Genomic DNA, 22,719 nt, shown 5'->3' with positions numbered 1-22,719 from the left:
CTTACCGCGGTTGTCAAATTTCGCTTTTTTTATTAAAATCCCCAGGGGGGGGGGGTTTGTTTTCCCCCCGGCGGGGGGGGGGGGGGGGGGGGGGCCGGGGGCCCCCCCCCCCCCGCGGCTCGTGTCAGCGCCGCCCGGAGCGGCGGTCGTCCGAACCGCCACCGCCGGCCAGACCGGCCCGGCGCAGCGCGTCCGCCATGGCGCTGTTGCCCAACGCCCCCGGGCCGCCGGAACCGCCGGAACCGCCCCGGTCCCGACGCTCCTGACCGCCGCCGCCACCCTGGCCGCGACCGCCCTGGCCGCCCTGGCCGCCCTGGCCGCCGCGCCGCTCCTGGCGCGGCGGGCGCGCCTGCCGGTCGCCGCCGCGGCCGCCCTCGCCCCGGCCGCCCTCGCCGCCACCACGACCGACCTCGTCGTCCAGCCGCAGGGTGAGCCCGATCCGCTTGCGCGGCACGTCGACCGTGGTGACCCGGACGGTCACGATGTCGCCGGGCTTGACCACCTCGCGCGGGTCCTTGACGAAGTTCTTCGACAGCGCCGACACGTGCACCAGGCCGTCCTGGTGCACACCCACGTCGACGAAGGCGCCGAACGCGGCCACATTGGTCACCACGCCCTCCAGCACCATGCCGACCTCCAGGTCGCCGATCTTGTCGACGCCCTCCTTGAAGGTCGCGGTGCGGAACGCCGGGCGCGGGTCGCGCCCCGGCTTGTCCAGCTCGCCCAGGATGTCGGTGACGGTCGGGACGCCGAAGGTGCCGTCGGCGAAGTCGCCCGGCCGCAGCGCGCGCAGCCGGCTGCCGTTGCCGATCAGCTCGCGCAGCTCCCCACCGGTCGCGGCCAGGATCCGGCGCACCACCGGGTACGCCTCCGGGTGCACGCCGGAGGCGTCCAGCGGGTCGTCGCCGTCCGGGATCCGCAGGAAGCCCGCGCACTGCTCGAAGGCCTTCGGGCCGAGCCGGGCGACGTTCTTGAGCTCCTTGCGGGTACGGAACGGGCCGTTGGCGTCCCGGTGCGCGACGATGTTGTCCGCGAGCGTGCCGGTGATGCCGGAGACCCTGGTCAGCAGCGGCGCGGAGGCGGTGTTCACGTCCACGCCGACCGCGTTGACGCAGTCCTCGACCACGGCGTCCAGCGAGCGGGAGAGCTTCACCTCGCTCAGGTCGTGCTGGTACTGGCCGACACCGATCGACTTGGGGTCGATCTTGACCAGCTCGGCCAGCGGGTCCTGGAGCCGACGGGCGATCGACACCGCGCCGCGGATCGACACGTCGAGGTCCGGCAGCTCCTGCGAGGCGAACGCGGAGGCCGAGTACACCGAGGCACCGGCCTCGCTGACCATCGCCTTGGTCACGCCCAGCTCCGGGTGCCGCTTGAGGAGGTCCTCGGCGAGCTTGTCGGTCTCCCGCGAGGCGGTGCCGTTGCCGATCGCGACGAGGTCCACACCGTGCTTCTTCGCCAGCGCGGCCAGCGTCGCCAGCGCGGCGTCCCACTTGTTGGCCGGCTGGTGCGGGTAGATCGTGTCGTGCGCGAGCACCTTGCCGGTGGCGTCCACCACGGCGACCTTCACGCCCGTCCGGAAGCCCGGGTCCAGGCCCATGGTGGCGCGGGTGCCGGCCGGGGCGGCCAGCAGCAGGTCCCGCAGGTTCGCGGCGAACACCCGGACCGCCTCGTCCTCGGCCTCGGCGCGCAGCCGTCCGCGCAGGTCGATGCCGAGCCGGACCAGCACCCGGGTGCGCCAGGCCCAGCGGACGGTGTCGCCGAGCCACTTGTCGGCCGGGCGGCCGTGGTCGGCGATGCCGAAGCGGGCGGCGATCCGCTGCTCGTAGTCGCTCGCGCCGGGCAGGTCGCCGCCCTCGTCGCCGTCGTACGGGGACAGGTCGAGGTCGAGCACCTCCTCCTTCTCGCCGCGCAGCATCGCCAGGATCCGGTGCGAGGGGAGCTTGGTGTACGGCTCGGCGAAGTCGAAGTAGTCGGCGAACTTCGCGCCCTCCTGCTCCTTGCCCTCGCGGACGGTGGCGACCAGGCGGCCCCTGGTCCACATCCGCTCGCGCAGCGAGCCGACCAGGTCGGCGTCCTCGCCGAACCGCTCGACCAGGATCGCCCGGGCGCCCTCCAGCGCGGCGGCGCCGTCCGCGACCGACTCGTTGAGGAACCGCGCGGCCAGCGCCGCCGGGTCCTGCGTCGGGTCGGCGAGCAGGGTGTCCGCCAGCGGCTCGAGACCGGCCTCGCGGGCGATCTGGGCCTTGGTGCGCCGCTTCGGCTTGAACGGCAGGTAGATGTCCTCCAGCCGCGCCTTGGAGTCGGCGGCGAGGATCCGCGCCCGCAGCTCGTCGTCCAGCTTGCCCTGGGAATCGACCGACTCCAGGACGGCGGCGCGGCGCTCCTCCAGCTCCCGCAGGTAGCGCAGCCGCTCCTCGAGGGTGCGCAGCTGAGCGTCGTCCAGCGAGCCGGTGACCTCCTTGCGGTAGCGGGCCACGAACGGCACCGTCGCACCGCCGTCCAGCAGCTCGACCGCCGCCTTCACCTGCCCCTCGCGGACGCCCAGTTCCTCGGCGATCTTCCGCCCGATCGCCTGCTGGGCCTGCTGGGCCGCCTGTTCGACTGGCGTGGTCACGAAGCCGGTCACCTTCTTCAGAGTTGCTGTCCGTACCCCGGCATTCTGACAGCCGCCACCGACGGCCCGCCCCGCCCCCACCACCCCGGGCGTGGCGCGCCGGCGGTCCCCGACCGGCGCCTCCCGGCGGCCACCGGCAGCGCCGACGCGGCCCCGAGCGCCCCCCGCGAAACCCAACGCCCCTGTGAAATCCTCATGTTCTCACCCTGGTGTTCGAAATCCGCCTGATCGCGGGGCCCGTCCCGGCGTACAGTGCCGGGCATGTGCGCAGCCGCCCGGACGCCCGACCGCATGCACGACGACGACTTCCTGCACGACCGTCTGCACGACGAAGAACCCGTCATCGACACCGGCTTGGTGAGACGGCTGATCGCGGCCCAGTTCCCGCAGTGGACGGGCCTGCCGCTGACCCCGGTCGGCATCACCGCCACCGACAACGCGATGTTCCGGCTCGGCGCCGACCTCGCCGTCCGGCTGCCCAGGGCCGCGTGGGCCGCCGCGAACACCGCGCGTGAGCAGTACTGGCTGCCCCGCCTCGCCCCGCACCTGCCGGTCCCCGTGCCGGTGCCGGTCGCCCAGGGCCGGCCGACCACCGCCTACCCGTGGGAGTGGTCGGTGCTGCGCTGGCTGGACGGCGTCAATCCGGCCCCCGGGGTGCTCGCCGACCCCGCACAGCTCGCCCGGGACCTGGCCGGGTTCCTCGGCGCGCTGCACGCCGCAGAACCGGGCCCGGACGCGCCGCCGGCGTCCCGCGGCGGACCGCTGGCCGGACGCGACGCCGCCACCCGTGCGGCGGTCGGCCGGCTGCGCGGCGTGATCGACACCGGGGCGGCCACCGCCCTCTGGGACAAGGCACTGCGGCTGCCCGAGCCGACCGGACCGGCCACCTGGGTGCACGGCGACCTCACCGCCGGGAACCTTCTGCTCTCCGGCCAACGCCTCGGTGCCGTGCTGGACTTCGGCCTGCTCGGGGCGGGCGACCCGACCGTCGACCTGATCGCCGCCTGGAACGTGCTCCCGGCGTCCGCCCGCCCGGTCTTCCGCGCCGCCCTGGCGCTCGACGACGCCACCTGGGAACGCGGCCGCGCCTGGGCACTGTCCATCGCCCTCGTCCAGCTGCCCTACTACCGCACCACCAACCCCCCGCTGGCCGCCAACGCCCGTCACGTCGTCCGCGAGGTCCTGACGGACCGAAGCGTCTGACGGGCCCCAGCGTCCGACGGACCGCAGCGTCCGACCGACCTCGGGGGGCGAGGGGCGCCGGTTCCGGGGCCCGGGGACCGGGATCCGGGATCCGGGGGGCCGGGAGGAGCCGCCTCAGACCGAGCGGGTGGCCTCCGCCGCGCCCGGCGGGAGCGGCGTACGGGCTCCCTCCGCCCGCCAGGCGCCGGCCAGTTCGGCCGGGAAGCGCCGCCCGCTGCGGGTCAGCACCAGGCCGGGGGTGAGCTCGACCTCGTCGCCCGGCCGGAACGGCCGGTCGGCGTCCGCCGGGAGCCGCTCCCACGGGCCGAGGTGCCCGCGCCGCCCGGCCACCCGGATCCGGCTGCCGTAGGTGCTGGTGTCCCGCACCACCACGGCGCCGCCGCGCACCGCGACCAGCAGGTGACGGCGGCTGACCCCGGCGGCGCGCTCGGCGGGCAGCAGCCCGGCCAGGGGGATGCCGTCCGGTGTCCCGGGGGCGCGGCCGACCTCGGTCCGCGCCCCCTCGTCGAGGGTGTACCGGCCCACGCACTCCCCGTCCAGCACCACCTTGACCTGGGCGGCACCGGGCCGGGCCCCGTCGTCCAGCAGCGGGGCGCCGTGCAGTTCGCAGGTGGGCACGCCGCCGCGCATCCTCGGCAGCATCACCCGCCCGCCCCGGTGCACGCTGTAGAGGCCGCACCGCGTGTCCGGACAGCGCCAGGCCCGCCCGACCACCTCGACCAGCGGTTTGCGCCCGGCGGTCAGCAGCCCCTGCTTCTTGAGCGCGGACAGCTCCATCTTCTTGGAGATCTCCGCGCCGGTCCGGTACCCCATGTCCAGCGGCGCCAGCCGGACCGCGCCCCGCCCGACCGCCTCCGGCCGCAGGAACTGCCAGGTGTTGCCCTGGATCCACGGGTGCTCGATCCGGTGGTCGTCGTAGTAGTCGCCGGTGACGACCTGGATCCCGGTCATACCGGCGATCTCCAGCACCCGCTCGTCGGCGTCCGGCACCTCCTCGACCACCCCCTCCGCGACCCAGCGGGCCAGCGTCGGCGCGTCCCCGGGCTCGGTGAACTCCCGGCGCCCGCCCAGCAGACTGCGGTCGGCGACGCAGTACACGGCCACGTGCCGGTCCCCGGTCATCCGCACCAGCGCCTCCACCACCAGCCCCAGCCGGTGCAGCGAACGCGGCGCGGACCCGCCGAAGTCCGTGCGGCGGACGATGTTGGAGAGCTCGACCAGATAGTCCGCCCGGTCCGCGGACGTGGCGAGGTTGCGGTCGATACCGTGCTCCATCGGGCCTCCGCGTGCTCGTCCGGCACGGACCGCCCCGGACGAACGTCCCCCCGGCCCGTCAGTTCCTTCCCATCATCGTCGATCGCGCTCCCGATCGGGAGCGGACGACGGGAGTGGACGGGAGCGGACGACAGGAACAGCCTCGGAGGAGCTCGAGCAGGGGCGAACTCCCAGCGCTCGGTACAGCGCGTCGACGATCCGGCGACCGCACGGTCCCACGTCCACGGCGGGAACCGCGGGAACCGCCGCGGTGCCGCCGGACTGCCGACCGGTGCGTCAGTGGTCGACGGTCACCACGATCTTGCCGATCTGGCTGCCGCCCTCCAGGTACCGGTGGGCGTCGGCGATCTCCTCGAAGGGGAAGACCCGGTCCACCGCGGGCTCGAAGGCGCCGGTGCGCAGGCCGGAGGCGACGAAGGCCTCGGCGCGGCGCAGGCCCTCGGGGTCGGTGGTGATCTCGTGCAGGGTGTAGCTGCGCATGGACTTGCCCTTCATCACCGGCATCGGCGGGAAGGGGGTGTCCTCGCCGCTGAGGGCGCCGTAGAGAACGAGTGCGCCGCCCTGGGCGAGGGCGCGGGCGAGGTCGACGACTCCGGGCCCGGCGACGGCGTCGAGGACGAGCTCCGCGCCCCGGCCGCCGGTCAGCTCCAGGACGCGGGCGGCGAGATCCTCCTCCTCGGTCACGACCACCTCGGCGGCGCCGGCCTTCAGCAGGGCCTCCCGCTTGGCCGCGGTGCGGGTGGTGGCGATCGGGACGGCGCCGACGCGCTCGGCGATCCGGATCGCCGCCAGACCCACGCTGCTGGAGGCCGCGGTGATCACCACGGTGTCGCCGGCCCGCAGACCGCCGGCCTCCACCATGGCGCCGTACGCGGTGACATAGGGCATCCAGACCGCCGCGCCGCCCACCGCGTCGAGTCCTTCGGGCCGGTGCACCACCGCGTTCGCCGGGACGACGGCGCGCTCCGCGTAGACGGCGTAGTCGTTCATCGAGAAGGCCGGGACGACGCTCACCGCGTCGCCGACGGCGAACCCCGTGACGGCCGGGCCGATCGCCTCGACCACGCCCGCCGCCTCGCTGCCGAGGCGGCCGGGGAACTCCCGGACGTCCTCGATGTACTGGCCGCTGCGGTACAGCACCTCGGCCCGGTTGAGGCCGATCGCGTCGATGCGGACCAGCAGCTCGCCGGGGCCGGGCCCGGCGATCGGCGCCTCCTCCAGCCGCAGCACCTCGGGCCCGCCCAGCTCGTGGAACAGCACGGTCCTGACCATGTTCGACTCCCCCTCTGTCGCGTCCGCTTCCGCACCGGGCGGTTCGCTTCCGACGCCTCGTCAGCTCGTGTTCCACACTCAAACCCAAAGTGCGACACCTGTCAAACTTTGATTGCTGTCGTACTTCGATCAGTGTCGTACCATGACGGGCACGAGGACAGGAGGCCGACCACCCATGGCACGAACCGCACCGCGCACCGGCTCCACCCCCGCGCGGGACCGCGTCCCCCCGCACCCCGACCTGCGGACGATCACGCTCCAGCAGGTGCTGGAAGCCCTCGTCGACCCGGTGCGGCGGCAGATCGTCCGCGCCCTGCACGCGGCCGGCGAGGACCTGCCGTGCGGGGTGATCGAGCTGCCGGTCAGCAAGTCGACGGCCACCCACCACTTCCACGTCCTGCGCGAGGCCGGGCTGATCCGCCAGCACTACGTGGGCACTTCGCGGATGAACGCGCTGCGGCGCGAGGAGTTCGCGGAGTGCTTCCCGGGCCTGCTGGAGGCGCTGGTCGCGGCACCCGAGCGACACCGGGCCGCTCCCCACCGCGGCGAACCCGCCCGATAGGGTGCGGACATGACCCGCCACATCGCCTTCGAGGGACCGCACAACTTCCGCGACCTGGGCGGCTACCCGACCGCCGACGGGCGGACGGTCCGGTGGGGGCGGCTCTACCGCTCGGCCTCGCTCGGAACGCTCACCTCGCCCGCCGACCTCGAACGGTTCCGGGCGCTGGACATCGGCACCGTGATCGACCTGCGCTACCCGTGGGAGATCGCCCGCAAGGGCAGGATCCCTGAGCTGGCGGGCGTCGCGTACCACAACCTCTCGATCGAGCACCGGCCGTACGACCAGGCCGAGATCGATCCCGACGTCGACCCCTGGCGGTATCTGGCGGATCGTTTCGCCGAGGTGACCGAGGACGGCGTCGCGGAGATCCGCACCGTCCTGGAGCTGATCGCCGACGCCGACCGGCCGGTCGTGTTCCACTGCGCCTCGGGCAAGGACCGCACCGGACTGATCGCCGCGCTGGTACTCAGGCTGCTCGGCGTCGGCGAGGACGACGTGGCCGCCGACTTCGCGCTCACCGAGCTCGCCACCGCGCGCCTGGTGGCCGACTGGCGGGCCGCCAACCCGGGGCGCACGCTGCGCTGGCCGGGCTTCGGTCGCGCGCCGGAGGACGTGATCCGGCTCGTGCTCGCGGACCTGACCGCCGCTCACGGCTCGGTCCACGGTTATGCCACCGGCACGGTTGGGGTGGACGAGGCGCTGATCGGCCGACTGCGCGCGCGGCTGCTTCCGGAGCCGCCCGAGGGCGCCCGCCGGTAGGCCGGAACCGGCCAGTACAGCACCAGGACGACAATCACATGAAAAAGGAATCGGTCCAGCAGTAGAAGAAAAGCGAACACTGTGGATCGATTATCGCCGAAAAAGCGTTCGGTCCAGGAAATTCCGGCAACTCTCGATCATCCGCTTGCCAGAGTTCCGCCCTCCGGCCAGACCCGTCCGAATGGCCGGAAAAAATAGTGCTGGCCACCTGTTCGTGCACGCTAAGGTCATTTCCGCGGGGGCTCGGCCGACCGGGTGACCGCGACCGTTCCGGTCGAACCACCGCTCGTTTCCTTCTGCCTGCATGGCACCGCCCGACCGGCGGCGCCACCGGAATGATCGGACGGACCATGGACGCAGAGAACCACTCCGGCCGCGTACTCCGCGGCCTGCTGGTGACCGCCGCGCTGCTCGGCTTCGCCGGCGCCACCCCCGCCCTCGCCGAGGGCTCCTGGGCGTCCTACATCAGCAGCTGGGGCCCCGGCTCGGAATCCCGCCGGTGGGCGGACAGCGACCGCGACGACGTCGCCACCTCCGTCGCCTTCCAGGGCTGCCAGACCGGGAACAACGACTTCAAGGACGCCGACCTCCAGCTGTACAAGGACGTCTTCGGACCCGACAAGGCCTACGGACACCGCTCCAACCACTGCGACACCTCCACCTGGGGCGACCAGAGTGCCGGCGACTACTACTTCGTCCTGGAGGGCGTGCGCAGCGGCTCCAGGCTCTGGGTGGACACCGTGACCACCCGGTACTGAGCGCCGTCACCCCGAGCGCCCGCCCCGCCCTCACCGCCGCACCCTCACCACCGCACCGTTCGCCCCGCCCTTTTCGTCCCGCCCTTTCCCGCCATCCTTCACCGGCCCACCTCCTCGACGTGCGGCGCCGGCGGCCGCCCCCGCCCGCCGGCACCGCACACCCCTTTCCCGAGCGAAATGCGTCGTCCCTGCCATGGCTCTTGAATTCCAGCGCATCGAATTCCAGTACGGCCGGAAGGCCCGCCTCTTCACCGGCCTCGATCTGCGGATCGACAATCCGGCCACCGTCCTGCTCGGCCCCAACGGCGCGGGCAAATCCACCCTCATGGCCCTCGCCGCCTCCCAGTTGAGCCCCCGCCGGGGATCCGTCAGCTGGCACGGCGTCGATCCGGCGGCCGGCGCGGGCGACCGGGCCGCCTACCGGCGGGCGGTGGCCTGGCTGCCGCAGCAGATCACCCCGGTCCCCGGCCTCAGCGTCCGCGAACAGGTGGCGTACTGCGGCTGGTTGAAGGGCATGTCCAGGGCCGCCGCCTGGCAGGCCTCGGCGGTCGCACTCGCCCGGGTCGGCCTCGGCGAGCTGGCCGACCGGGACGGACACCGGCTGTCCGGCGGCCAGTTGCGCCGGATGGGCATCGCCGGCTGCCTCGCCCACCACAGCGAACTGATCCTGATGGACGAGCCGACCGCCGGCCTCGATCCCACCCAGCGGGCGGTGTTCCGCGCCCTGGTGGAGGAGTTGACGAACGAGGTGAACGTGATCGTCTCCACCCATCAGACCGAGGACCTCGCCGGCACGTACCGGCAGGTGGTGGTGCTGGACCGGGGGCAGGTCAGATTCCAGGGCGCCACCGAGGACTTCCACGCGCTGGCGGCCGACGACGGGACCGGGGGCGGGGGCAGGACCGGGGACAGGACCGCCGACGGGACGGGGACCGGAGGCAGGACGGACGGCTCCGGCCGTCCTCCGGCGGCCGTGCCGGTCCCCGGAGGCGGAACCGCCGCCGGTGCGCCGAGCGCCGAGGCCGCGTACGCCCGCCTGATCGAGCGGGAGACCTGACATGCTGCTGCGCACCGTTCTCAGGGTCTCGGCGGGCACCCGGGTGCTGCCCTTCCTGCTCGGCTTCGTCCTGGTCGCGCTCGGCGACGAGCTGACCGCCTGGGTCACCCCCGCCTACGGGCTCGCCGCCGCCGGACACGCCAGCCTCGCACTGCCGTTCACCTGTGCGGCCTGCGCCGCCGCCGGCGCCTGGGAGGGCGGCCGGCTGCACCGGGGCGGTGTGTTCGGCCGCTCGCCGGTGCGCTCCGCCCTCGCCATCACCACCCCGGTGCTGCTGCCGGTCGCGCTGATGGGCGGACTCGGCATGCTCGCCGCGCTCACCACCGCGGCGCTGGCCGGCGGCGCCGCGGACGGCGTGCCCCAGCCGGGCGTACTCGCCGTCTGGGCGGGCCTGCTGCTCGCCAACACCCTGGTCGGCTCGGTCGTCGGCCGGGTGCTCGCGCCGTTGGTCGCCGTCCCGCTCGCACTGATCAGCAGCTTCGTCCTGAACGCCTACCCGGTCGCGTTCGACACCTACTGGCCGCGGCACCTGGTCGGCGGCGGGCTGTCCGACTGCTGCGCGGTGGACCAGGTGCTGGACGGACGGGCGGTAGCGGCCTCGCTGGCCTTCTCCGGAGCGGTCTGCGCAGCCGCCGTCCTGCTCGTCCGACGGCGCGGGAGCCCGCTCGCCCTCGCCGTCGCGCTCGCGGTCACGGCGGGCGGGGTCGCACTGGGTGGCTGGACCGCCCGCGACCTGGGCCCCGAACCGGTGCGCCCCCGGTCCTCCGCCGCGTTGCGCTGCGACTCCGGGCAGCCGCGCGTCTGCCTCTGGCCCGAACTCGGCGCCGCCCGCTCGGTCCTGGTCCGCGAGGAGGTCCGGCGGACGGCCGGGGCCCTGGCCGCCCACGGCGTCCCCGTCCCGGCGGTGTTCACCATGGCCGCCCGACCCGGGCCCGGTGAGGCCGGGCTCGGGGTCCCGACCGACGCGCGGGCGCCGGACGTCACCGCCGCCGTGGTCGGCGGACTGCTCCCCCGTACCCCGGACTGCGCCCGCCGCGGCGACCCCTATCCCGCCGCGGCCGCCGCCGGCACGGCCACCGCGTGGCTCACCGCCACCGCCACCGTGACCACCACCGCCACCACGACCGGAACCACCGGAATCACAGAGGGCTCAGCCGCCGGCCGCTTCACCCCGGCCGACAGCGCCCGCGCGGCCCAACTGCTCCAGACGCCCGAGGCCACCCAGCTCGCCTGGTACCGGGCCGCCCTGGACGCCCTGGCCGACTGCGGCACCCTGCCCCCGCCGGTCCCGCACGCCGGCGCGGCGATCGGGGGTGAGCGGTGATCTGGTGGTGCAAGGCGCGCGCGGTGCCGCTGCTCGTGGCCGTCCTCGCCGGGACGGTGGCCTCCGGTCTGCTCCTCGGCGACGGCGAACTGCCGGTGCCGGCGCTGCACGGCCAGGCCGGTCACTTCCTGCTCGCGCACGTGATCACGCTGCTCCCGGCGGTGTTCCTGCTGCACGGGCTGGGCCGGGGCGACCTGCGCACCGAGACCGTCGCCGGGCGGTCCCTGCGCGGACTGGACGTCGGCCTCGCACTCGCCCTGGCCGCCGCCGGGGCCACCTGCGGCAGCCTCGCGTACGCCGCCGGACAGGGGGCGCTCGCGCTGGTCGTCGCCCGCAACATCGCCGGCTACCTCGGCCTCGCGCTGCTGTTCCACCCCTTGATCGGCCACCGCCCGGCCGCCGCCGCGCTCGCCGCCGTCCCCCTGCTCTGCTCGGCGGCGGGCTGGCACCCGGACGGCAGCCCCCGGCCCTGGGCCTGGCCGCTCCACCCGGCCGGCTCCGCGTACGCGCTCGCCGCCGTCGCCCTGCTGCTCCTCACGGGGGCCGGGTGCGCGCTGCTCCGCCGACATCCCGCGACCGGCTCCCGCCTGCTCGCCGGCTGACCCTCGCGCCGGAGCGGCGGTCCCGCTCAGCCGCGGCGCGGCCTCCCCTGACGACCGCCACCCTGACCGCCGCCCTGCCCGCCGCTCCGACTACCGCCCTGACCGCCGCCCTTCGGCCGTCCGCCGGAGCGGCCGCCGGAGCCGTTACCGCCCTGCGGCTTGCGGGGCGCGCGTCCGGCCGGGGCCGGGGCATCGGCGGTCTCCGGCCAGTGCGCGGGCCGGTCCAGGGCGGCCGGAAGGCGGGTGGCGGCGTCGCCGCGGGCCGCGTTCAGCTGGGTCTGGGTGAGGAAGAGCACCTCGGTCAGGTCGGCACCGGCCAGGTTCGCGTCCCTCAGGTCCGCGCCGATCAGGTCGGCGAGCCGGAGGTCCGCCCCGGAGAGGTCGGCCGCGACCAGCATCGCGCCCCGGAGGTTGGCGCCGCGCAGGTCCGCACCCCGCAGCCGGGCACCGAAGAGGTCCGCCCCCCGGTGCTCGCGCCGGCGCGGGACGGCGGCCCGGACCAGCTCGCCGGCCCGGAGCAGCAGCTCGGCCACCGTCTGCCGGTGAGTGGGGACGTCGACCGCGAGGATCTCCTGCGGTGTGCCGCCGACCAGCCGCTCCGTCTCCTCCAGGGCCCGGCGCAGCTCCCCGTGGACGGGGCGGGCCGGGGCGAAGGTGAGCGCCTCGGTGAGGTAATGGAGCAGCTCGTGCAGCTGCCGCACCACAGGGAACACCTCGTACATCGTCCGGGCGGTCTCCGGCGCCTCCCGCCAGCTGCGCCCGCCGAAGACCACCTGGGAGACCTGCTGTCCGGCCCCGAAGCAGTCGTACACCGTGCAGCCGGGGAAGCCGGTCTCGCGCAGCCGCTCGTGGATCCCGCAGCCGAAGTCGGTCCGGAGGTTGCGGCAGGGGGTGCCGGCGGCCTTGTCGGTGGCGAAGTCCGTACCGGCGGCGAAAGGCAGCGCCACACAGCACAACCCGAAGCAGCTACCGCAGTCGGAGACGAGGTTGATGCTCGGGACGCTCACGGTGCTGTTGTTCCTCCAGGACGACGGTCGGTGCGCTGTAGAGCGTACCGACCGCTTCGAACGGCCGTCGGCTAGTCTGGTCGGCCGAACCCCCAGCACCACGGAACCGGCGCCGGCACCACGGCGTCGGTACCGCAGTACGGCACCACAGCACCACAGCACCAACGGAGGACCCAAGGCATGTCCCGGCACGACGTGACGCCGTACCCGGACACCGAGGGTGCCACCGACACCACCGACACCACCGCCAGCGTGAGCGCTACCGGCACCTCCGGCAACGCCGACACCTCCGGACCGGCGCTCCGGATCCCCCCGCGCGCCCGCACCCTGGGCCTCACCCTGCTCTGCTTCGCGGTCTGCCTCGCGATCGGCCTCCAGCAGTGGACCACCGCCCAGCTCGGCGGCTTCGACCTCGGGATCTTCGACCAGGGCGTGCGCGGCTACGCGCACCTCGGCCTGCCGGTCTCGACGCTGAAGAGCTTCCACCACGAGTTCCCGCCCGGCTTCTCGCTGCTCGGCGACCACTTCTCCCCCGTGATCGCGCTGATGGCGCCGCTCTACTGGCTGTGGGACGACCCGCGCTCACTGCTCCTCGGCCAGGCGCTCTGCTTCGCCGCCGGGGTGCCGCTGATCCGCCGGATCGCCTGGCGCTGCTTCGCCGACGCCGACCCCCGCACCGCCCGCCGCGCCGCCGACCTGGCCGCGCTCGCGTACGGGCTGGGGTGGCCGCTGCTGGTCGCCTCGCGCGGCGGGTTCCACGAGGTGGCGTTCGCGGTGCCGCTCACGCTGCTGATGCTGGAGCGCGGCATGGCCCGGCAGTACTGGGCCTCGGCACTGGCCGGCCTGCTGCTGTGCTGCACCAAGGAGGACATGGGTCTGGCCGTGGGCGCCTACGGCCTGGTGCTGCTGCTGCGGGCCCGGCGGGACCCGGATCCGGCCCGGCGCCGTCCGGCCGTGCGCTGGGGCGCGGGGCTGCTGCTCGGCGGCCCGCTCGCCTCGGCGCTCGCGATCGCCCAGCTGGTACCGGCCATGGGTGGCGTGCCCGGTTACTACTGGAACTACCAGGCGCTCGGCGAGGACGGCGGCTCGGCGGTCGCCAACGTCCTGGCGGACCCGGCCCGGCTGCTCTCGGCCTCCTTCGACGTCCCGCTGAAGCCGCTGCTGCTGCTCTGGATCTTCGGCACCCTGTTCGCCCTCCCGCTCCGCTCGGCGACGGTGCTCCTGGCCGTCCCGCTGCTGGCCGAGCGGGTGCTGTCCAGCAACCCGAACCACTGGTCGATCGCCCGGCACTACGACGCCTTCCTGTGGCCGATCCTGCTGGTCGCCGCACTGGAGGTGCTGGGCCGCTGCCACGGCCGGGTGCTCACCCGGCGGCTCGGGGTGGCGGCGGCGGCCGTGACCGTCGCGGCGGCGGTGCCGTTGGGAGTGGCGAACCTGTTCGTCCCGGCCTACTGGCAGCCGAAGCCGAGCGAGGCGGCACTGCTGCGCGGCGCGGCGCTGGTCCCGGACGGCGCGTCCGTGGAGGCGGACAACCAGGCGGCGCCCCGGCTGACCGCTCGGGCGGACGTGGTGCTGGTGGACGAGAAGCCGCGCGGACGCGAGTACGTGCTGATCCGCGCGGACAAGCGGTCCTTCCCGTTCCGGACCGACCGGGAGCAGGCGGCGCGGATCGAGCTGCTGCTCGCGCACGGGTACCGGACGGTCTGGTCGGAGGACGGCGTGTACCTGCTGCACCGGGAGAGCACCGAGCCGGTCCCGGGCGAGCAGGTGCCCGGCCCGGACGCCGTCCCGTACCAGGACGCGGTGCCGTCGGACGTCGGCCACAACCTGTTCCGGGGCTGAGCCCCGAGCCGGCGAAGCACCCGGCCGACAGGCGCACGGGAGTTGCGGCCGATGTCTTCACGAGCTGGGTGAACACCAGCGAAGCCCTGGGTGCGGTGACGGCGGAGCTCGGTCTCGTGGGGCCCGCTCGGACTGGCCCCCGTCCCTGACCAGCCACCACTCGCAGAGCTGCTCGGACGCCTGGGCCGGGTCCGAGGTGCTCCGCCACCTGCTCGTCCTCGACGACCTGGTACCCACGGGCGGCTGGGCGACGCCGGGTGAGGAGGAACTCACCGCAGAGCCGCCCGTGTGGCAGCGGGAGTTCCTCAGCAACCACCACCACGGGAAACCCGGACCGGATCAAGCTCCGTAACCTTCAACTGCTGGAACACCACCGGGGCGAGGTGATCTCGTCGTTCGAGATCCCGGGCGACATGACACCCGGCGAGGCCAGGGGCGACCGGCTCCACGGATGACCGACGCACACACCAGCCGCCGTTCCAGGCACGGAGCAAGGAACGGTCTTCTCCAGGACGGAGGGTGATCACGGCCCAGTCTCGGCGCCCGACGGACCTCCGACCTCGCGGGGTGGCCCAGCGGGCTGCGGCGGGGGCACGGAGGCTTCCGACCCGACTGTCCGTTCCGATCTGGCTCGCCTCAACGTGATCAAGGAGGCAACCGCTGTGAGAACGGCGGCAACCGCCGACAGAAGACCAGCGAGTGCCGCGACAAGTCCTGAGATTGCGGCGACGCTGTCAGCGGAAGCCTCTTCCTCGGCCAGAAAGAGGCTGGACGGGACGAGAAGCAGCAGTACTGCAAGCACACCCAGGAGTGCCGCCAGACGCATCCGCCGTCCGAACCAGCCCGGCCGTAGTGGCCTCCGGCGAAACATGTTCACGGATGGGCCCAGCTCTCCGTCGAGGTCGGATTCCACCGGCTCAGCGTAGCCAACGACTGCATTGGACCGGACCGGATTCTGTTGACGGGGCCTGCCAACTTCAGGACTGATCCACTCACTTCATCGAGGGGCGCCATGGCATGGTCCACCGGCGACCGCCGGGAACGCCTGCCCTCCGACTGGTCGACCCGACGTCGGCACGTGCCGCGTCGAAAGGGTTGGCCCTCCGTGGTGCTGCCGCACGAGGGTGGCCGGTGCGCGGAATCGGCGACGGAGGTCGACTGCGGCCGACCCGGCGACGACCGCCGCCTCGACAACCCAGGTCGGTCGGCACCGGGCCGACCTGTGACGGCGTGGCCGCGGGCGCACAGGCATGCTGGTCCGGCGTGCACAACCGTGCTCGCCGACCACGTCCCCCCGCTCGATCCTGAGGGTGCACCCCTTTGTGTCCGTTCCTCCCGCCGGCGTACAGCCACTCGCTTCTTGTACGGGTTTCAGGGTCATGAAGGCGCCCGGCTCAGTTCGCCGCCTGGCTCCCGGAGCGGCACCTCAGCCTGACGCCACGGAGTCCGAACCAACTCCTCCTCCCGGAGGAAGTCGGCCGTCGTCGCCTCGGCGCCGCGCCTCGCAGGAGCCGTCCGACTCTGCGGCTCAGCCCTCGTAGGGTGCCAGCTCGGCGCGCTTCGGCGCGCGGCCGTCGCCGGAGGAGCGGCCGGTGAGCCGGCGGCCGATCCAGGGGCCGAGGTGGGTGCGGACCCAACGGGCGTCGGCGGCCAGCTTCTCGGAGCGGGTCGGCGGGGCGGTGGCCGGGAGCGGGGCGCGCCAGTCGAAGCCGGCGGGCCGGCCGAGCGACTCCAGCACCGCTTCGGCGACCCGGCGGTGGCCCTCGGGCGAGAGGTGCAGCCGGTCCTCGGCCCAGAGCCGGCGGTCGTCGAAGCAGGGCGCGGAGAACAGGTCGACCACCGCGATGCCCGGGTCCTGGGCGAGCTCGTGGACGAAGTCCTTCATCCGCAGGATCGCCGGGAGCAGCCGGGCCGAGCCGGCCATCCGGCGGGTGGGGTCGGTGCTGCTGAACATGACCACGGTGGCGCCGGTGGCGCGCAGCCGGGTGGCGGCCGAGCCGAGGAGTTCCTCGACCCGGGCGATGTCGCAGCGCGGGCGCAGCACGTCGTTGAGCCCGCCGGCCAGGGTGACCAGTTCGGCACCCAGACCGGCGGCCCGGTCGACCTGCTCGTCGTGGATCTGGCCGATGAGCTTGCCGCGGACGGCGAGGTTGGCGTACCGGAAGCCGTCGCCCGGACCTCCGACCGGGTGTTCGGCCGCGAGCCGGGCGGCCAGACGGTCGGCCCAGCCCCGGTAGTGGCCGTCGGGCAGCAGGTCGTCGCACATGCCCTCGGTGAAGGAGTCCCCGACGGCGACGTAACTGCGAAAGGCGGTGGGCGTGTTCTGCGTGTTCTCCATGGCCCGACGATCGTACGCGTGCGGCCCCGGGCGCACCCGCGTACCCCACCCACCCGGGTCGCGTCCCGCGCCCACCCGCGCGGATCGGCGGCGACTCAACGTCCGCGGCAAGCGGACGCCGATCGCGCGTTGATCGGTGCTGGGCAGAGTGGGGACGTCGGGAGGAACGGCCGGGGGGGGGAACCACGGGCCGTGCGCTCCGCGGCGTCCGGCCTCGGGGGTGTCGGGCGCCGCGGCCGCTCCCCACCGCCGGTCGCGGGCGCGGCGCCTCCCACACGGGCGCCCCCGCGACCGGCCACCCGGCGCAACGGGCGACCCCACCACGACCGGAGCACCGCCGGACCGAAGCCGGACCCGAGCCGGACCGGAGCCGGAGCTCAGCCGGCCACCGTCGCGGCGACCACCTCCGCGCCACCCGCCGCGTTCACGTCGCCCGCCGGACCCGCCCCGGACGGACCCGCACCCGCCGGACTCACTCCCGCCGGACCCGCCCCCGCCGTCACCGCCCCGCCGGTGACCCAGTGCGTCCGCACCGCGTCGGTCGGCCGCTGCTCGCCCAGCGCGTCGAGTCCCCAGCCGCCGAGCGCCTCGACGACCGGCCGCAGCGCGGCCCCGCGCCCGGTCAGCTCGTAGACGGTGGCGTTGGCCGGTCGCTCCAGGCGGCGGCGCTCGACGACGCCCTCGCCCTCCAGCTGCTTGAGCCGCGCGGCGAGGATGTCGGTGGAGACGCCGGGCAGGTCGGCGTGCAGGTCGGTGTAGCGGCGCGGGCCGGCCAGGAGTTCACGGACGATCAGGAGGCTCCAGCGCTCCCCCACCGCGTCCAGGGCGCGGGCGACGGCGCAGTACTGGTCGTAGCTTCGGCGTGACATGCGGATCAGCATAGCCAAAAGGTTGGACTTTCCAAGTGCCCACTTGGTAGAACAAAGCAACCAGGGTCGGCGTGGGGTGACGGTCGGGAGGCCGCAGATGGAGTTTCGGCAGTCCAGCAAGCTGAATGACGTGTGTTACGAGATCCGCGGCCCGGTGGTCGACCAGGCCAACGCACTGGAGGAGGCGGGGCACAGCGTGCTCCGGCTGAACACCGGCAACCCGGCCACGTTCGGCTTCGAGGCGCCGGAGGAGATCCTCCAGGACATCATCCGCAACCTCCCGCGGGCGCACGGCTACAGCGACTCGCGCGGCATCCTGCCGGCCCGCCGGGCCGTGGTGCAGTACTACCAGCAGCGCGGGGTCGACGGGGTGACCGTCAACGACGTCTATCTCGGCAACGGCGCCTCGGAGCTGATCCAGATGGCCGTCACCGCACTGGTGGACGACGGCGACGAGGTGCTCGTCCCGGCGCCGGACTTCCCGCTGTGGACGGCGTCGGTCCGGCTGGCCGGCGGCAAGGCGGTGCACTACCTCTGCGACGAGCAGGCGGAGTGGTTCCCCGACCTCGACGACATCGCCGCCAAGATCACCGCCCGGACCAAGGCGATCGTGGTCATCAACCCCAACAACCCCACCGGCGCGGTCTACCCGAAGGAGCTGCTGGAGGGCATCCTCGACCTCGCCCGCCGGCACCAGCTGATGGTGCTGGCCGACGAGATCTACGACAAGATCCTCTACGACGGCGTCGAGCACCACTGCCTGGCCGCCCTGGCCGACGACGTGCTGACCCTCACCTTCAACGGACTCTCCAAGTCCTACCGGGTGGCGGGCTTCCGCAGCGGCTGGCTGGTCGTCAGCGGCCCCAAGCAGCACGCGAGCGACTACCTGGAGGGCCTGACCATGCTCGCGGGCATGCGCCTGTGCCCGAACGTGCCGGCCCAGTACGCGGTCCAGGCCGCGCTCGGCGGCCACCAGTCGATCAACGACCTGGTCCTGCCCACCGGGCGGCTCGCCGAACAGCGCGACGTCGCCCACCGGGCCCTGAACGAGATCCCCGGCGTCAGCTGCGTCAAGCCCAAGGGTGCCCTCTACGCCTTCGCGAGGCTCGACCCGGCCGTCCACCGGATCGTCGACGACGAGCGGTTCGTCCTGGACCTGCTGCTCCGCGAGAAGATCCACATCGTCCAGGGCACCGGCTTCAACTGGCCCCGCCCGGACCACTTCCGCTTCGTCACCCTCCCCCGGGCCGACGACCTGGAGACCGCCATCAACCGCATCGGCCGCTTCCTCGCCACCTACCGCCAGGTCTGAACCCGACCCCGGCCCCGGGCCCGGGCCCGACTCCGACTCCGGACCCGAACCGGGCCGCCCCGCCCCCGACCGCCCTCCACCCGGCAGCCCTCCACCCGGCAGCCCCCGCGCCCCCCACGCGGGGGCTGCCGCACTTTGGTCGAACTCATTGCATTAAGCAATCGACATGTAGGCACAAATATGGACATTTCAACTTGCCAATCTCACGCCCGGGCGATTAATGTGGATGACGTGGATAGATTTGCCACATCATCAACGGAGGCGCGAAAATGAGTATGACCAACGTCGACGTCGACGACGCGATCCTCGCCGAGGCCATGCGCCTCATGGGGACCAGCACCAAGAAGGACACCATCAACGGCGCCCTCGCCGACTACGTCAACCGACTGAAGCGGATCGAGGCGCTGGAGAAGCTGTCCGCACGTGCGACCCGGGGGGAGTTCGACCCGACGGAGCGGATCCATCAGGCCCGGAAGACGGGCGGGGAGGAATGACACATGAACGACCTCGGCTACCTGATCGACACCTCGGGGTTCGTCCACCTGATGCGCGATCCGGTGGCGCTCGCCCGCTGGCGAGGGCCGCTGGAGTCCGGGCTCATCAGGATCGCCAAGGTGACCAAGTCGGAGATCCTCTACTCGGCCACCGGTCCGGCGCACCGTGACGAGCTGGAGGAGGAGCTCAACGACCTCTTCGGCCCCGCGCTCGGCATCCCGAAGGGTGGTGAGGACTGGGCCCTCAACGCCCAGTACAAGCTCACCCAGAAGGGGCAGCACCGCTCGGCAGGCACGGTGGACCTGCTGCTGTGCTCGGTCGCGGCGCACTACAACTACCCGGTGCTGCACGTGGACAGCGACTTCGTCACCGTCGCGCGCGTCATCGCCGAACTCAGGGAGCGCGACGTCCGCGGCGACGTCCGGGAGCACGACGTCCGGGAGCACGACGTCCGGGAGTCCTGACCCGGCTCCTGCGCGAAGCCCCCTGCCGACCGTTCGGGATTCCCGAACGATGGGCAGGGGGCTTCACACATGCGCCCCGGCCCGAAGGCGGCCGCACGGGTCCGGCCGCCTAGGCTGGACCGCTATGACCGTTCTGCGTTCCGTCGCCCTGTTCGTGCTCGCCGCGCTCGCCGAGATCGGCGGCTGCTGGCTGATCTGGCAGAGCGTGCGCGAGGCGCGGCCGTGGTGGCTCGCCGGGGTGGGAGTGGTCGTGCTCGGCGGGTACGGCTTCGTGGCGGCGCTCCAGCCGGACGCCGCCTTCGGCCGGGTGCTCGCCGCGTACGGCGGCGTGTTCGTGGCCGGCTCGCTGCTGTGGGGCGTGGTCGTGGACGGCTTCCGGCCGACCCGCTACGACGTGCTGGGGGCCCTGGTCTGCCTGGCGGGGGTCGCCGTGATCATGTACGGACCCCGGCGCTGAACGAGCGCCGGGGTCCGTGGGTACGTCAGGACGTACGTCAGGAAACAGCACGAAGCAGGACCGGGACTACCAGCCCCAGCCGCCGCCCTCGCCGTCGTCGTCGCGGTCGCTGTCCCAGCCCTCGCCGACCGTGCGCAGGACGGTGTAGTGGTCGACCCGGGTGCCGTCCTCCGCCAGAGCGGTGACGGTCATCTCCGACTTCTGGCCCAGGTGGGCGGGCTTGACGTCCACCTTGATGAACGAGTAGCCGGTGTAGCGGACCCGCGACCACTCCACCGTCTCGGTCACCTTGCCGCCGCCCTTGGCGAAGTAGTAGGTGTCCACCGAGTCGAGGCGGTTCTCGTGGCCCTCGTAGGTGTCCGGGGCGTCGAAGCGGTACAGGCTGCGGCCGGCCGCTCCCGCCGTCACGTAGACCACGCCGTCCGTGGCCGGCTCGACGGTGGCGCCGCTCGGCACGGCCTTGGCGACCTTGTTGCCGAGGATCGCGTCGGTGCGCTCGTAGACGTGGTTGTGACCGTTGATCACCAGGTCGACCCGGTACTTCTCGAACAGCGGCACCCAGGCCTCGCGCACGCCGCCCTCGGAGGCGTGCTGGTGGGTGGTCGAGAAGGCGCAGTGGTGGAAGAAGACCACGACGAAGTCGACGGTCTCGTCGTTGCGCAGGTCCTTGAGGGTGCGCTCCAGCCAGCGGGTCTGCTTGCCCGCCGAGACGCCCAGGTTGGCCGGGATCTCGTAGGAGATGTCGTTGGCGTCCAGCGAGACGACGCCGACGTTCTTGTAGCGGAAGGAGTAGACACCGGGGACGCTGCGCTTGTCCGGGCCGTTGTCCGGCAGGTAGAAGCGGGCGTTCTCGCCGCCGTAGCCGTTCGGCGAGTACCAGGCCTCCATGTCGTGGTTGCCGTAGGAGACCATCCACGGCACCTTCGAGGCGACCGTCTCGGTCTGCACCAGGAAGGCGTCCCAGGTGGTGGCGTCGAACACCGACTTGTCGGAGTCCTGGCCGGAGCCCGCCGGGTCGGCGTAGCAGATGTCGCCGGCGTGCAGGTGGAAGGCCGGGTTCTGGGCCAGGATGATGTGGTCGTTGCCCTTGGCGTGGTCGCTGACGCCCTGGTCACCGAAGGCGGTGAAGGTGAACGGCTCGTACACCTTGCCCCAGCGGTGGTCGCGCGAGGGCGCGGTACGGAAGGTGCCGAGGGTGGAGATCGCCTGCTGCGAGGCCGGGTCGAAGCCCTGGTGTCCGACACCGTAGTAGTAGGTGGTGTCGGGGCGCAGGTCCTCCAGCGCCACGTGCAGGTAGTACTGGTCCACGGCCTTGCCGGTGGGAGTGAGGGCCGGGGTGTGCAGGTTGCGCACCTCCGCCTCGATCTTGTGGCTGAGGTCCCACGGGTTCTTGCCGTAGCGCAGGAACGGCCGCTTCACCGGGGCCGGCACCTGCCAGGAGACCCGGAACTGGGTGTCCGGCTCGGGCCCGAAGGCGAGGTGACGCCCGATCGGGGCGACCAGCGAGCCGTCGATGCCCGCGGTGGCGCCGCCGGCCAGCAGCTGCGGCGCGACGGGGGCGGCCGAGGCGGTACCGCCGAGAGCGCCGCCCACGGCGAGCGCGCCCACCGAGACAGCACCGGCGCGCAGCATCCGGCGGCGGGAGAAACGGGCCCGCAGGTACTCGTGCTGCTCGGCCATGCTCATGCGTTCGGCGAGCTTCGCCGGCACGCCCATGTTCGGAGTTTCCATGGACAGGGACTCTCCCAGTCACGTGTTGACCGGACGCGGACGGGCGGTGAACGCACCCGGGCGTACCGGTCAGTCGAACGCCAATGTTCGACCATGGCTCGGCAAAGCCGTGCGCGGACGAATCGCTCCGCGACGGGTCGCCGGGCCGTGGTCGGGGATCGCCGCCGGGCCGGGGCCGGGACCGTCCTGGGCGGGAGTGACCCCAGAACGGTCCCGGCCACCGGTTCACCCGGTCGGATGAACGCCCGTCATCAGCAGTCGTCGTCCTTCTTGTTGGTGAGGGCGACGGTGACGCAGTCGTCGGCGTTCACCCGGTAGGGTCCGCTGACCGGGTCCGGCGGCAGTCGGTAGCCGGCGGGTGCGGCGGTCTCCCGCAGGTAGTACTGACCGGTCGGCAGGTGCTTGAAGTCGCAGCCGCCGCCGGCCGCGGTGGTGCAGTCACCCGCCCGGATGTCCGGGTTGATGCCGATGGTCTGCAGACCGGGAATGCCGTTGGCCTCCCGCCACAGCTCGAACACCGCGCCGTCGAGCGGCTTGCCCGACCAGGCGTCCTTCTTGGTCAGGTGGATCGCGCCGGTGGCCGGGGGCTTCGGCGACGGGCAGTCCTTGGCGGTCACCTGGACGCCGGCCGCGGCGTTGGCCGGGGTCAGCACCAGCGGGCCGAACACCGGCTCGGCCGGCAGGTCGTAGCCGGCCGGGGCGGCGGTCTCCCGCCAGTAGTAGGTACCCACCTCCACCGTCCGACGGCACAGACCGTCCGCACCCGTGGTGC

The 22,719-nt window shown here is 73.2% G+C and carries 18 protein-coding genes and 2 pseudogenes; 12 read left to right on the top strand and 8 right to left on the bottom strand.

Going from position 1 to position 22,719, the window contains the following annotated elements; genetic code table 11:
- Positions 1-124 precede the first annotated feature (124 nt).
- A complete protein-coding gene (locus ACIPYS_RS03575; RefSeq protein ID WP_400742525.1) occupies positions 125-2,617 on the bottom strand; it encodes a Tex family protein in 2,493 nt (830 codons plus the stop codon).
- Between the two features lie 261 nt (positions 2,618-2,878).
- On the opposite strand from ACIPYS_RS03575, the gene ACIPYS_RS03570 reads away from it, so the two are divergent.
- Positions 2,879-3,820 (top strand): aminoglycoside phosphotransferase family protein, encoded by a 942-nt coding sequence (locus tag ACIPYS_RS03570; protein WP_400742523.1) that lies wholly within the window; start codon positions 2,879-2,881, stop codon positions 3,818-3,820.
- Between the two features lie 114 nt (positions 3,821-3,934).
- Here ACIPYS_RS03570 and ACIPYS_RS03565 read toward each other — a convergent pair whose 3' ends face one another.
- Together ACIPYS_RS03565 and ACIPYS_RS03560 are read right to left on the bottom strand one after the other, a co-directional pair.
- A complete protein-coding gene (locus ACIPYS_RS03565; RefSeq protein WP_400742521.1) occupies positions 3,935-5,095 on the bottom strand; it encodes an FHA domain-containing protein in 1,161 nt (386 codons plus the stop codon).
- Positions 5,096-5,371: 276 nt separating this feature from the next.
- On the bottom strand, positions 5,372-6,367 hold the full coding sequence (locus ACIPYS_RS03560; protein WP_400742518.1) for a zinc-dependent alcohol dehydrogenase family protein: 996 nt from the start codon (positions 6,365-6,367) through the stop codon (positions 5,372-5,374).
- A 175-nt stretch (positions 6,368-6,542) separates the two neighbouring features.
- Here ACIPYS_RS03560 and ACIPYS_RS03555 point away from each other — a divergent pair, with 175 nt between their 5' ends.
- The 6 genes from ACIPYS_RS03555 to ACIPYS_RS03530 all read left to right on the top strand — a co-directional run bounded on the left by ACIPYS_RS03555 (position 6,543) and on the right by ACIPYS_RS03530 (position 11,432).
- Positions 6,543-6,929 (top strand): ArsR/SmtB family transcription factor, encoded by a 387-nt coding sequence (locus ACIPYS_RS03555; protein WP_400742516.1) that lies wholly within the window; start codon positions 6,543-6,545, stop codon positions 6,927-6,929.
- Between the two features lie 9 nt (positions 6,930-6,938).
- A complete protein-coding gene (locus ACIPYS_RS03550; protein WP_400742514.1) occupies positions 6,939-7,691 on the top strand; it encodes a tyrosine-protein phosphatase in 753 nt (250 codons plus the stop codon).
- 350 nt (positions 7,692-8,041) lie between these two features.
- On the top strand, positions 8,042-8,449 hold the full coding sequence (locus tag ACIPYS_RS03545) for a hypothetical protein (RefSeq protein WP_093862587.1): 408 nt from the start codon (positions 8,042-8,044) through the stop codon (positions 8,447-8,449).
- Positions 8,450-8,642: 193 nt separating this feature from the next.
- Positions 8,643-9,506, top strand: coding sequence for an ATP-binding cassette domain-containing protein (locus tag ACIPYS_RS03540; RefSeq protein WP_400742511.1), 864 nt, complete (start codon positions 8,643-8,645; stop codon positions 9,504-9,506).
- A gap of 1 nt (position 9,507) precedes the next feature.
- The gene (locus tag ACIPYS_RS03535) at positions 9,508-10,830 is read left to right on the top strand and encodes a hypothetical protein (RefSeq protein ID WP_400742509.1); all 1,323 of its coding nucleotides are present in this window, start codon (positions 9,508-9,510) and stop codon (positions 10,828-10,830) included.
- Positions 10,831-10,853: 23 nt separating this feature from the next.
- Positions 10,854-11,432, top strand: a complete 579-nt coding sequence (locus ACIPYS_RS03530) for a hypothetical protein (protein WP_400742506.1) — start codon at positions 10,854-10,856, stop codon at positions 11,430-11,432.
- 206 nt (positions 11,433-11,638) lie between these two features.
- On the opposite strand, the pseudogene ACIPYS_RS03525 reads toward ACIPYS_RS03530, so the two are convergent.
- Positions 11,639-12,439, bottom strand: a pseudogene (locus tag ACIPYS_RS03525) (pentapeptide repeat-containing protein); the annotation flags it as partial.
- A 180-nt stretch (positions 12,440-12,619) separates the two neighbouring features.
- On the opposite strand from ACIPYS_RS03525, the gene ACIPYS_RS03520 reads away from it, so the two are divergent.
- A complete protein-coding gene (locus tag ACIPYS_RS03520; RefSeq protein WP_400742503.1) occupies positions 12,620-14,281 on the top strand; it encodes a DUF2079 domain-containing protein in 1,662 nt (553 codons plus the stop codon).
- Positions 14,282-15,809: 1,528 nt separating this feature from the next.
- Here ACIPYS_RS03520 and ACIPYS_RS03515 read toward each other — a convergent pair.
- Together ACIPYS_RS03515 and ACIPYS_RS03510 are read right to left on the bottom strand one after the other, a co-directional pair.
- Positions 15,810-16,619: an SGNH/GDSL hydrolase family protein gene (locus tag ACIPYS_RS03515; RefSeq protein WP_093862581.1), complete on the bottom strand. Its 810-nt coding sequence runs from the start codon at positions 16,617-16,619 to the stop codon at positions 15,810-15,812.
- A 518-nt stretch (positions 16,620-17,137) separates the two neighbouring features.
- A pseudogene (locus ACIPYS_RS03510) lies at positions 17,138-17,488 on the bottom strand (winged helix-turn-helix transcriptional regulator); the annotation flags it as partial.
- Positions 17,489-17,585: 97 nt separating this feature from the next.
- On the opposite strand from ACIPYS_RS03510, the gene ACIPYS_RS03505 reads away from it, so the two are divergent.
- The 4 genes from ACIPYS_RS03505 to ACIPYS_RS03490 all read left to right on the top strand — a co-directional run bounded on the left by ACIPYS_RS03505 (position 17,586) and on the right by ACIPYS_RS03490 (position 20,216).
- Positions 17,586-18,800 (top strand): pyridoxal phosphate-dependent aminotransferase, encoded by a 1,215-nt coding sequence (locus ACIPYS_RS03505; protein ID WP_093862580.1) that lies wholly within the window; start codon positions 17,586-17,588, stop codon positions 18,798-18,800.
- Between the two features lie 269 nt (positions 18,801-19,069).
- Positions 19,070-19,294 (top strand): type II toxin-antitoxin system VapB family antitoxin, encoded by a 225-nt coding sequence (locus ACIPYS_RS03500; RefSeq protein ID WP_093862579.1) that lies wholly within the window; start codon positions 19,070-19,072, stop codon positions 19,292-19,294.
- Positions 19,295-19,297: 3 nt separating this feature from the next.
- Positions 19,298-19,759, top strand: a complete 462-nt coding sequence (locus tag ACIPYS_RS03495; protein ID WP_400742497.1) for a PIN domain-containing protein — start codon at positions 19,298-19,300, stop codon at positions 19,757-19,759.
- Between the two features lie 124 nt (positions 19,760-19,883).
- Complete coding sequence (locus tag ACIPYS_RS03490; protein WP_030391222.1) at positions 19,884-20,216, top strand: YnfA family protein; 333 nt, start codon at positions 19,884-19,886, stop codon at positions 20,214-20,216.
- Positions 20,217-20,282: 66 nt separating this feature from the next.
- Here the strand turns inward: ACIPYS_RS03490 and ACIPYS_RS03485 are convergent, their stop codons facing one another.
- A complete protein-coding gene (locus tag ACIPYS_RS03485) occupies positions 20,283-21,947 on the bottom strand; it encodes a fibronectin type III domain-containing protein (RefSeq protein ID WP_400742493.1) in 1,665 nt (554 codons plus the stop codon).
- 251 nt (positions 21,948-22,198) lie between these two features.
- Positions 22,199-22,719 (bottom strand): collagen binding domain-containing protein (locus ACIPYS_RS03480; RefSeq protein WP_400742490.1); only part of this gene is annotated, 521 nt, incomplete at its 5' end.

This window comes from Kitasatospora sp. NPDC089913 (assembly GCF_044748625.1).
In the GTDB taxonomy this organism is placed as follows: domain Bacteria; phylum Actinomycetota; class Actinomycetes; order Streptomycetales; family Streptomycetaceae; genus Kitasatospora.
This window is presented reverse-complemented; position numbering and strand designations above follow the sequence as displayed.

What these genes read in the sequence shown, in the direction of transcription:
- ACIPYS_RS03570 (WP_400742523.1), top strand. Translation starts at nt 2,879, where the DNA reads ATGTGCGCAGCCGCCCGGACGCCCGACCGCATGCACGACGACGACTTC.
- ACIPYS_RS03565 (WP_400742521.1), bottom strand. Translation starts at nt 5,095, where the DNA reads ATGGAGCACGGTATCGACCGCAACCTCGCCACGTCCGCGGACCGGGCG.
- ACIPYS_RS03560 (WP_400742518.1), bottom strand. Translation starts at nt 6,367, where the DNA reads ATGGTCAGGACCGTGCTGTTCCACGAGCTGGGCGGGCCCGAGGTGCTG.
- ACIPYS_RS03555 (WP_400742516.1), top strand. Translation starts at nt 6,543, where the DNA reads ATGGCACGAACCGCACCGCGCACCGGCTCCACCCCCGCGCGGGACCGC.
- ACIPYS_RS03550 (WP_400742514.1), top strand. Translation starts at nt 6,939, where the DNA reads ATGACCCGCCACATCGCCTTCGAGGGACCGCACAACTTCCGCGACCTG.
- ACIPYS_RS03545 (WP_093862587.1), top strand. Translation starts at nt 8,042, where the DNA reads ATGGACGCAGAGAACCACTCCGGCCGCGTACTCCGCGGCCTGCTGGTG.
- ACIPYS_RS03540 (WP_400742511.1), top strand. Translation starts at nt 8,643, where the DNA reads ATGGCTCTTGAATTCCAGCGCATCGAATTCCAGTACGGCCGGAAGGCC.
- ACIPYS_RS03535 (WP_400742509.1), top strand. Translation starts at nt 9,508, where the DNA reads ATGCTGCTGCGCACCGTTCTCAGGGTCTCGGCGGGCACCCGGGTGCTG.
- ACIPYS_RS03520 (WP_400742503.1), top strand. Translation starts at nt 12,620, where the DNA reads ATGTCCCGGCACGACGTGACGCCGTACCCGGACACCGAGGGTGCCACC.
- ACIPYS_RS03515 (WP_093862581.1), bottom strand. Translation starts at nt 16,619, where the DNA reads ATGGAGAACACGCAGAACACGCCCACCGCCTTTCGCAGTTACGTCGCC.
- ACIPYS_RS03505 (WP_093862580.1), top strand. Translation starts at nt 17,586, where the DNA reads ATGGAGTTTCGGCAGTCCAGCAAGCTGAATGACGTGTGTTACGAGATC.
- ACIPYS_RS03500 (WP_093862579.1), top strand. Translation starts at nt 19,070, where the DNA reads ATGAGTATGACCAACGTCGACGTCGACGACGCGATCCTCGCCGAGGCC.
- ACIPYS_RS03495 (WP_400742497.1), top strand. Translation starts at nt 19,298, where the DNA reads ATGAACGACCTCGGCTACCTGATCGACACCTCGGGGTTCGTCCACCTG.
- ACIPYS_RS03490 (WP_030391222.1), top strand. Translation starts at nt 19,884, where the DNA reads ATGACCGTTCTGCGTTCCGTCGCCCTGTTCGTGCTCGCCGCGCTCGCC.
- ACIPYS_RS03485 (WP_400742493.1), bottom strand. Translation starts at nt 21,947, where the DNA reads ATGGAAACTCCGAACATGGGCGTGCCGGCGAAGCTCGCCGAACGCATG.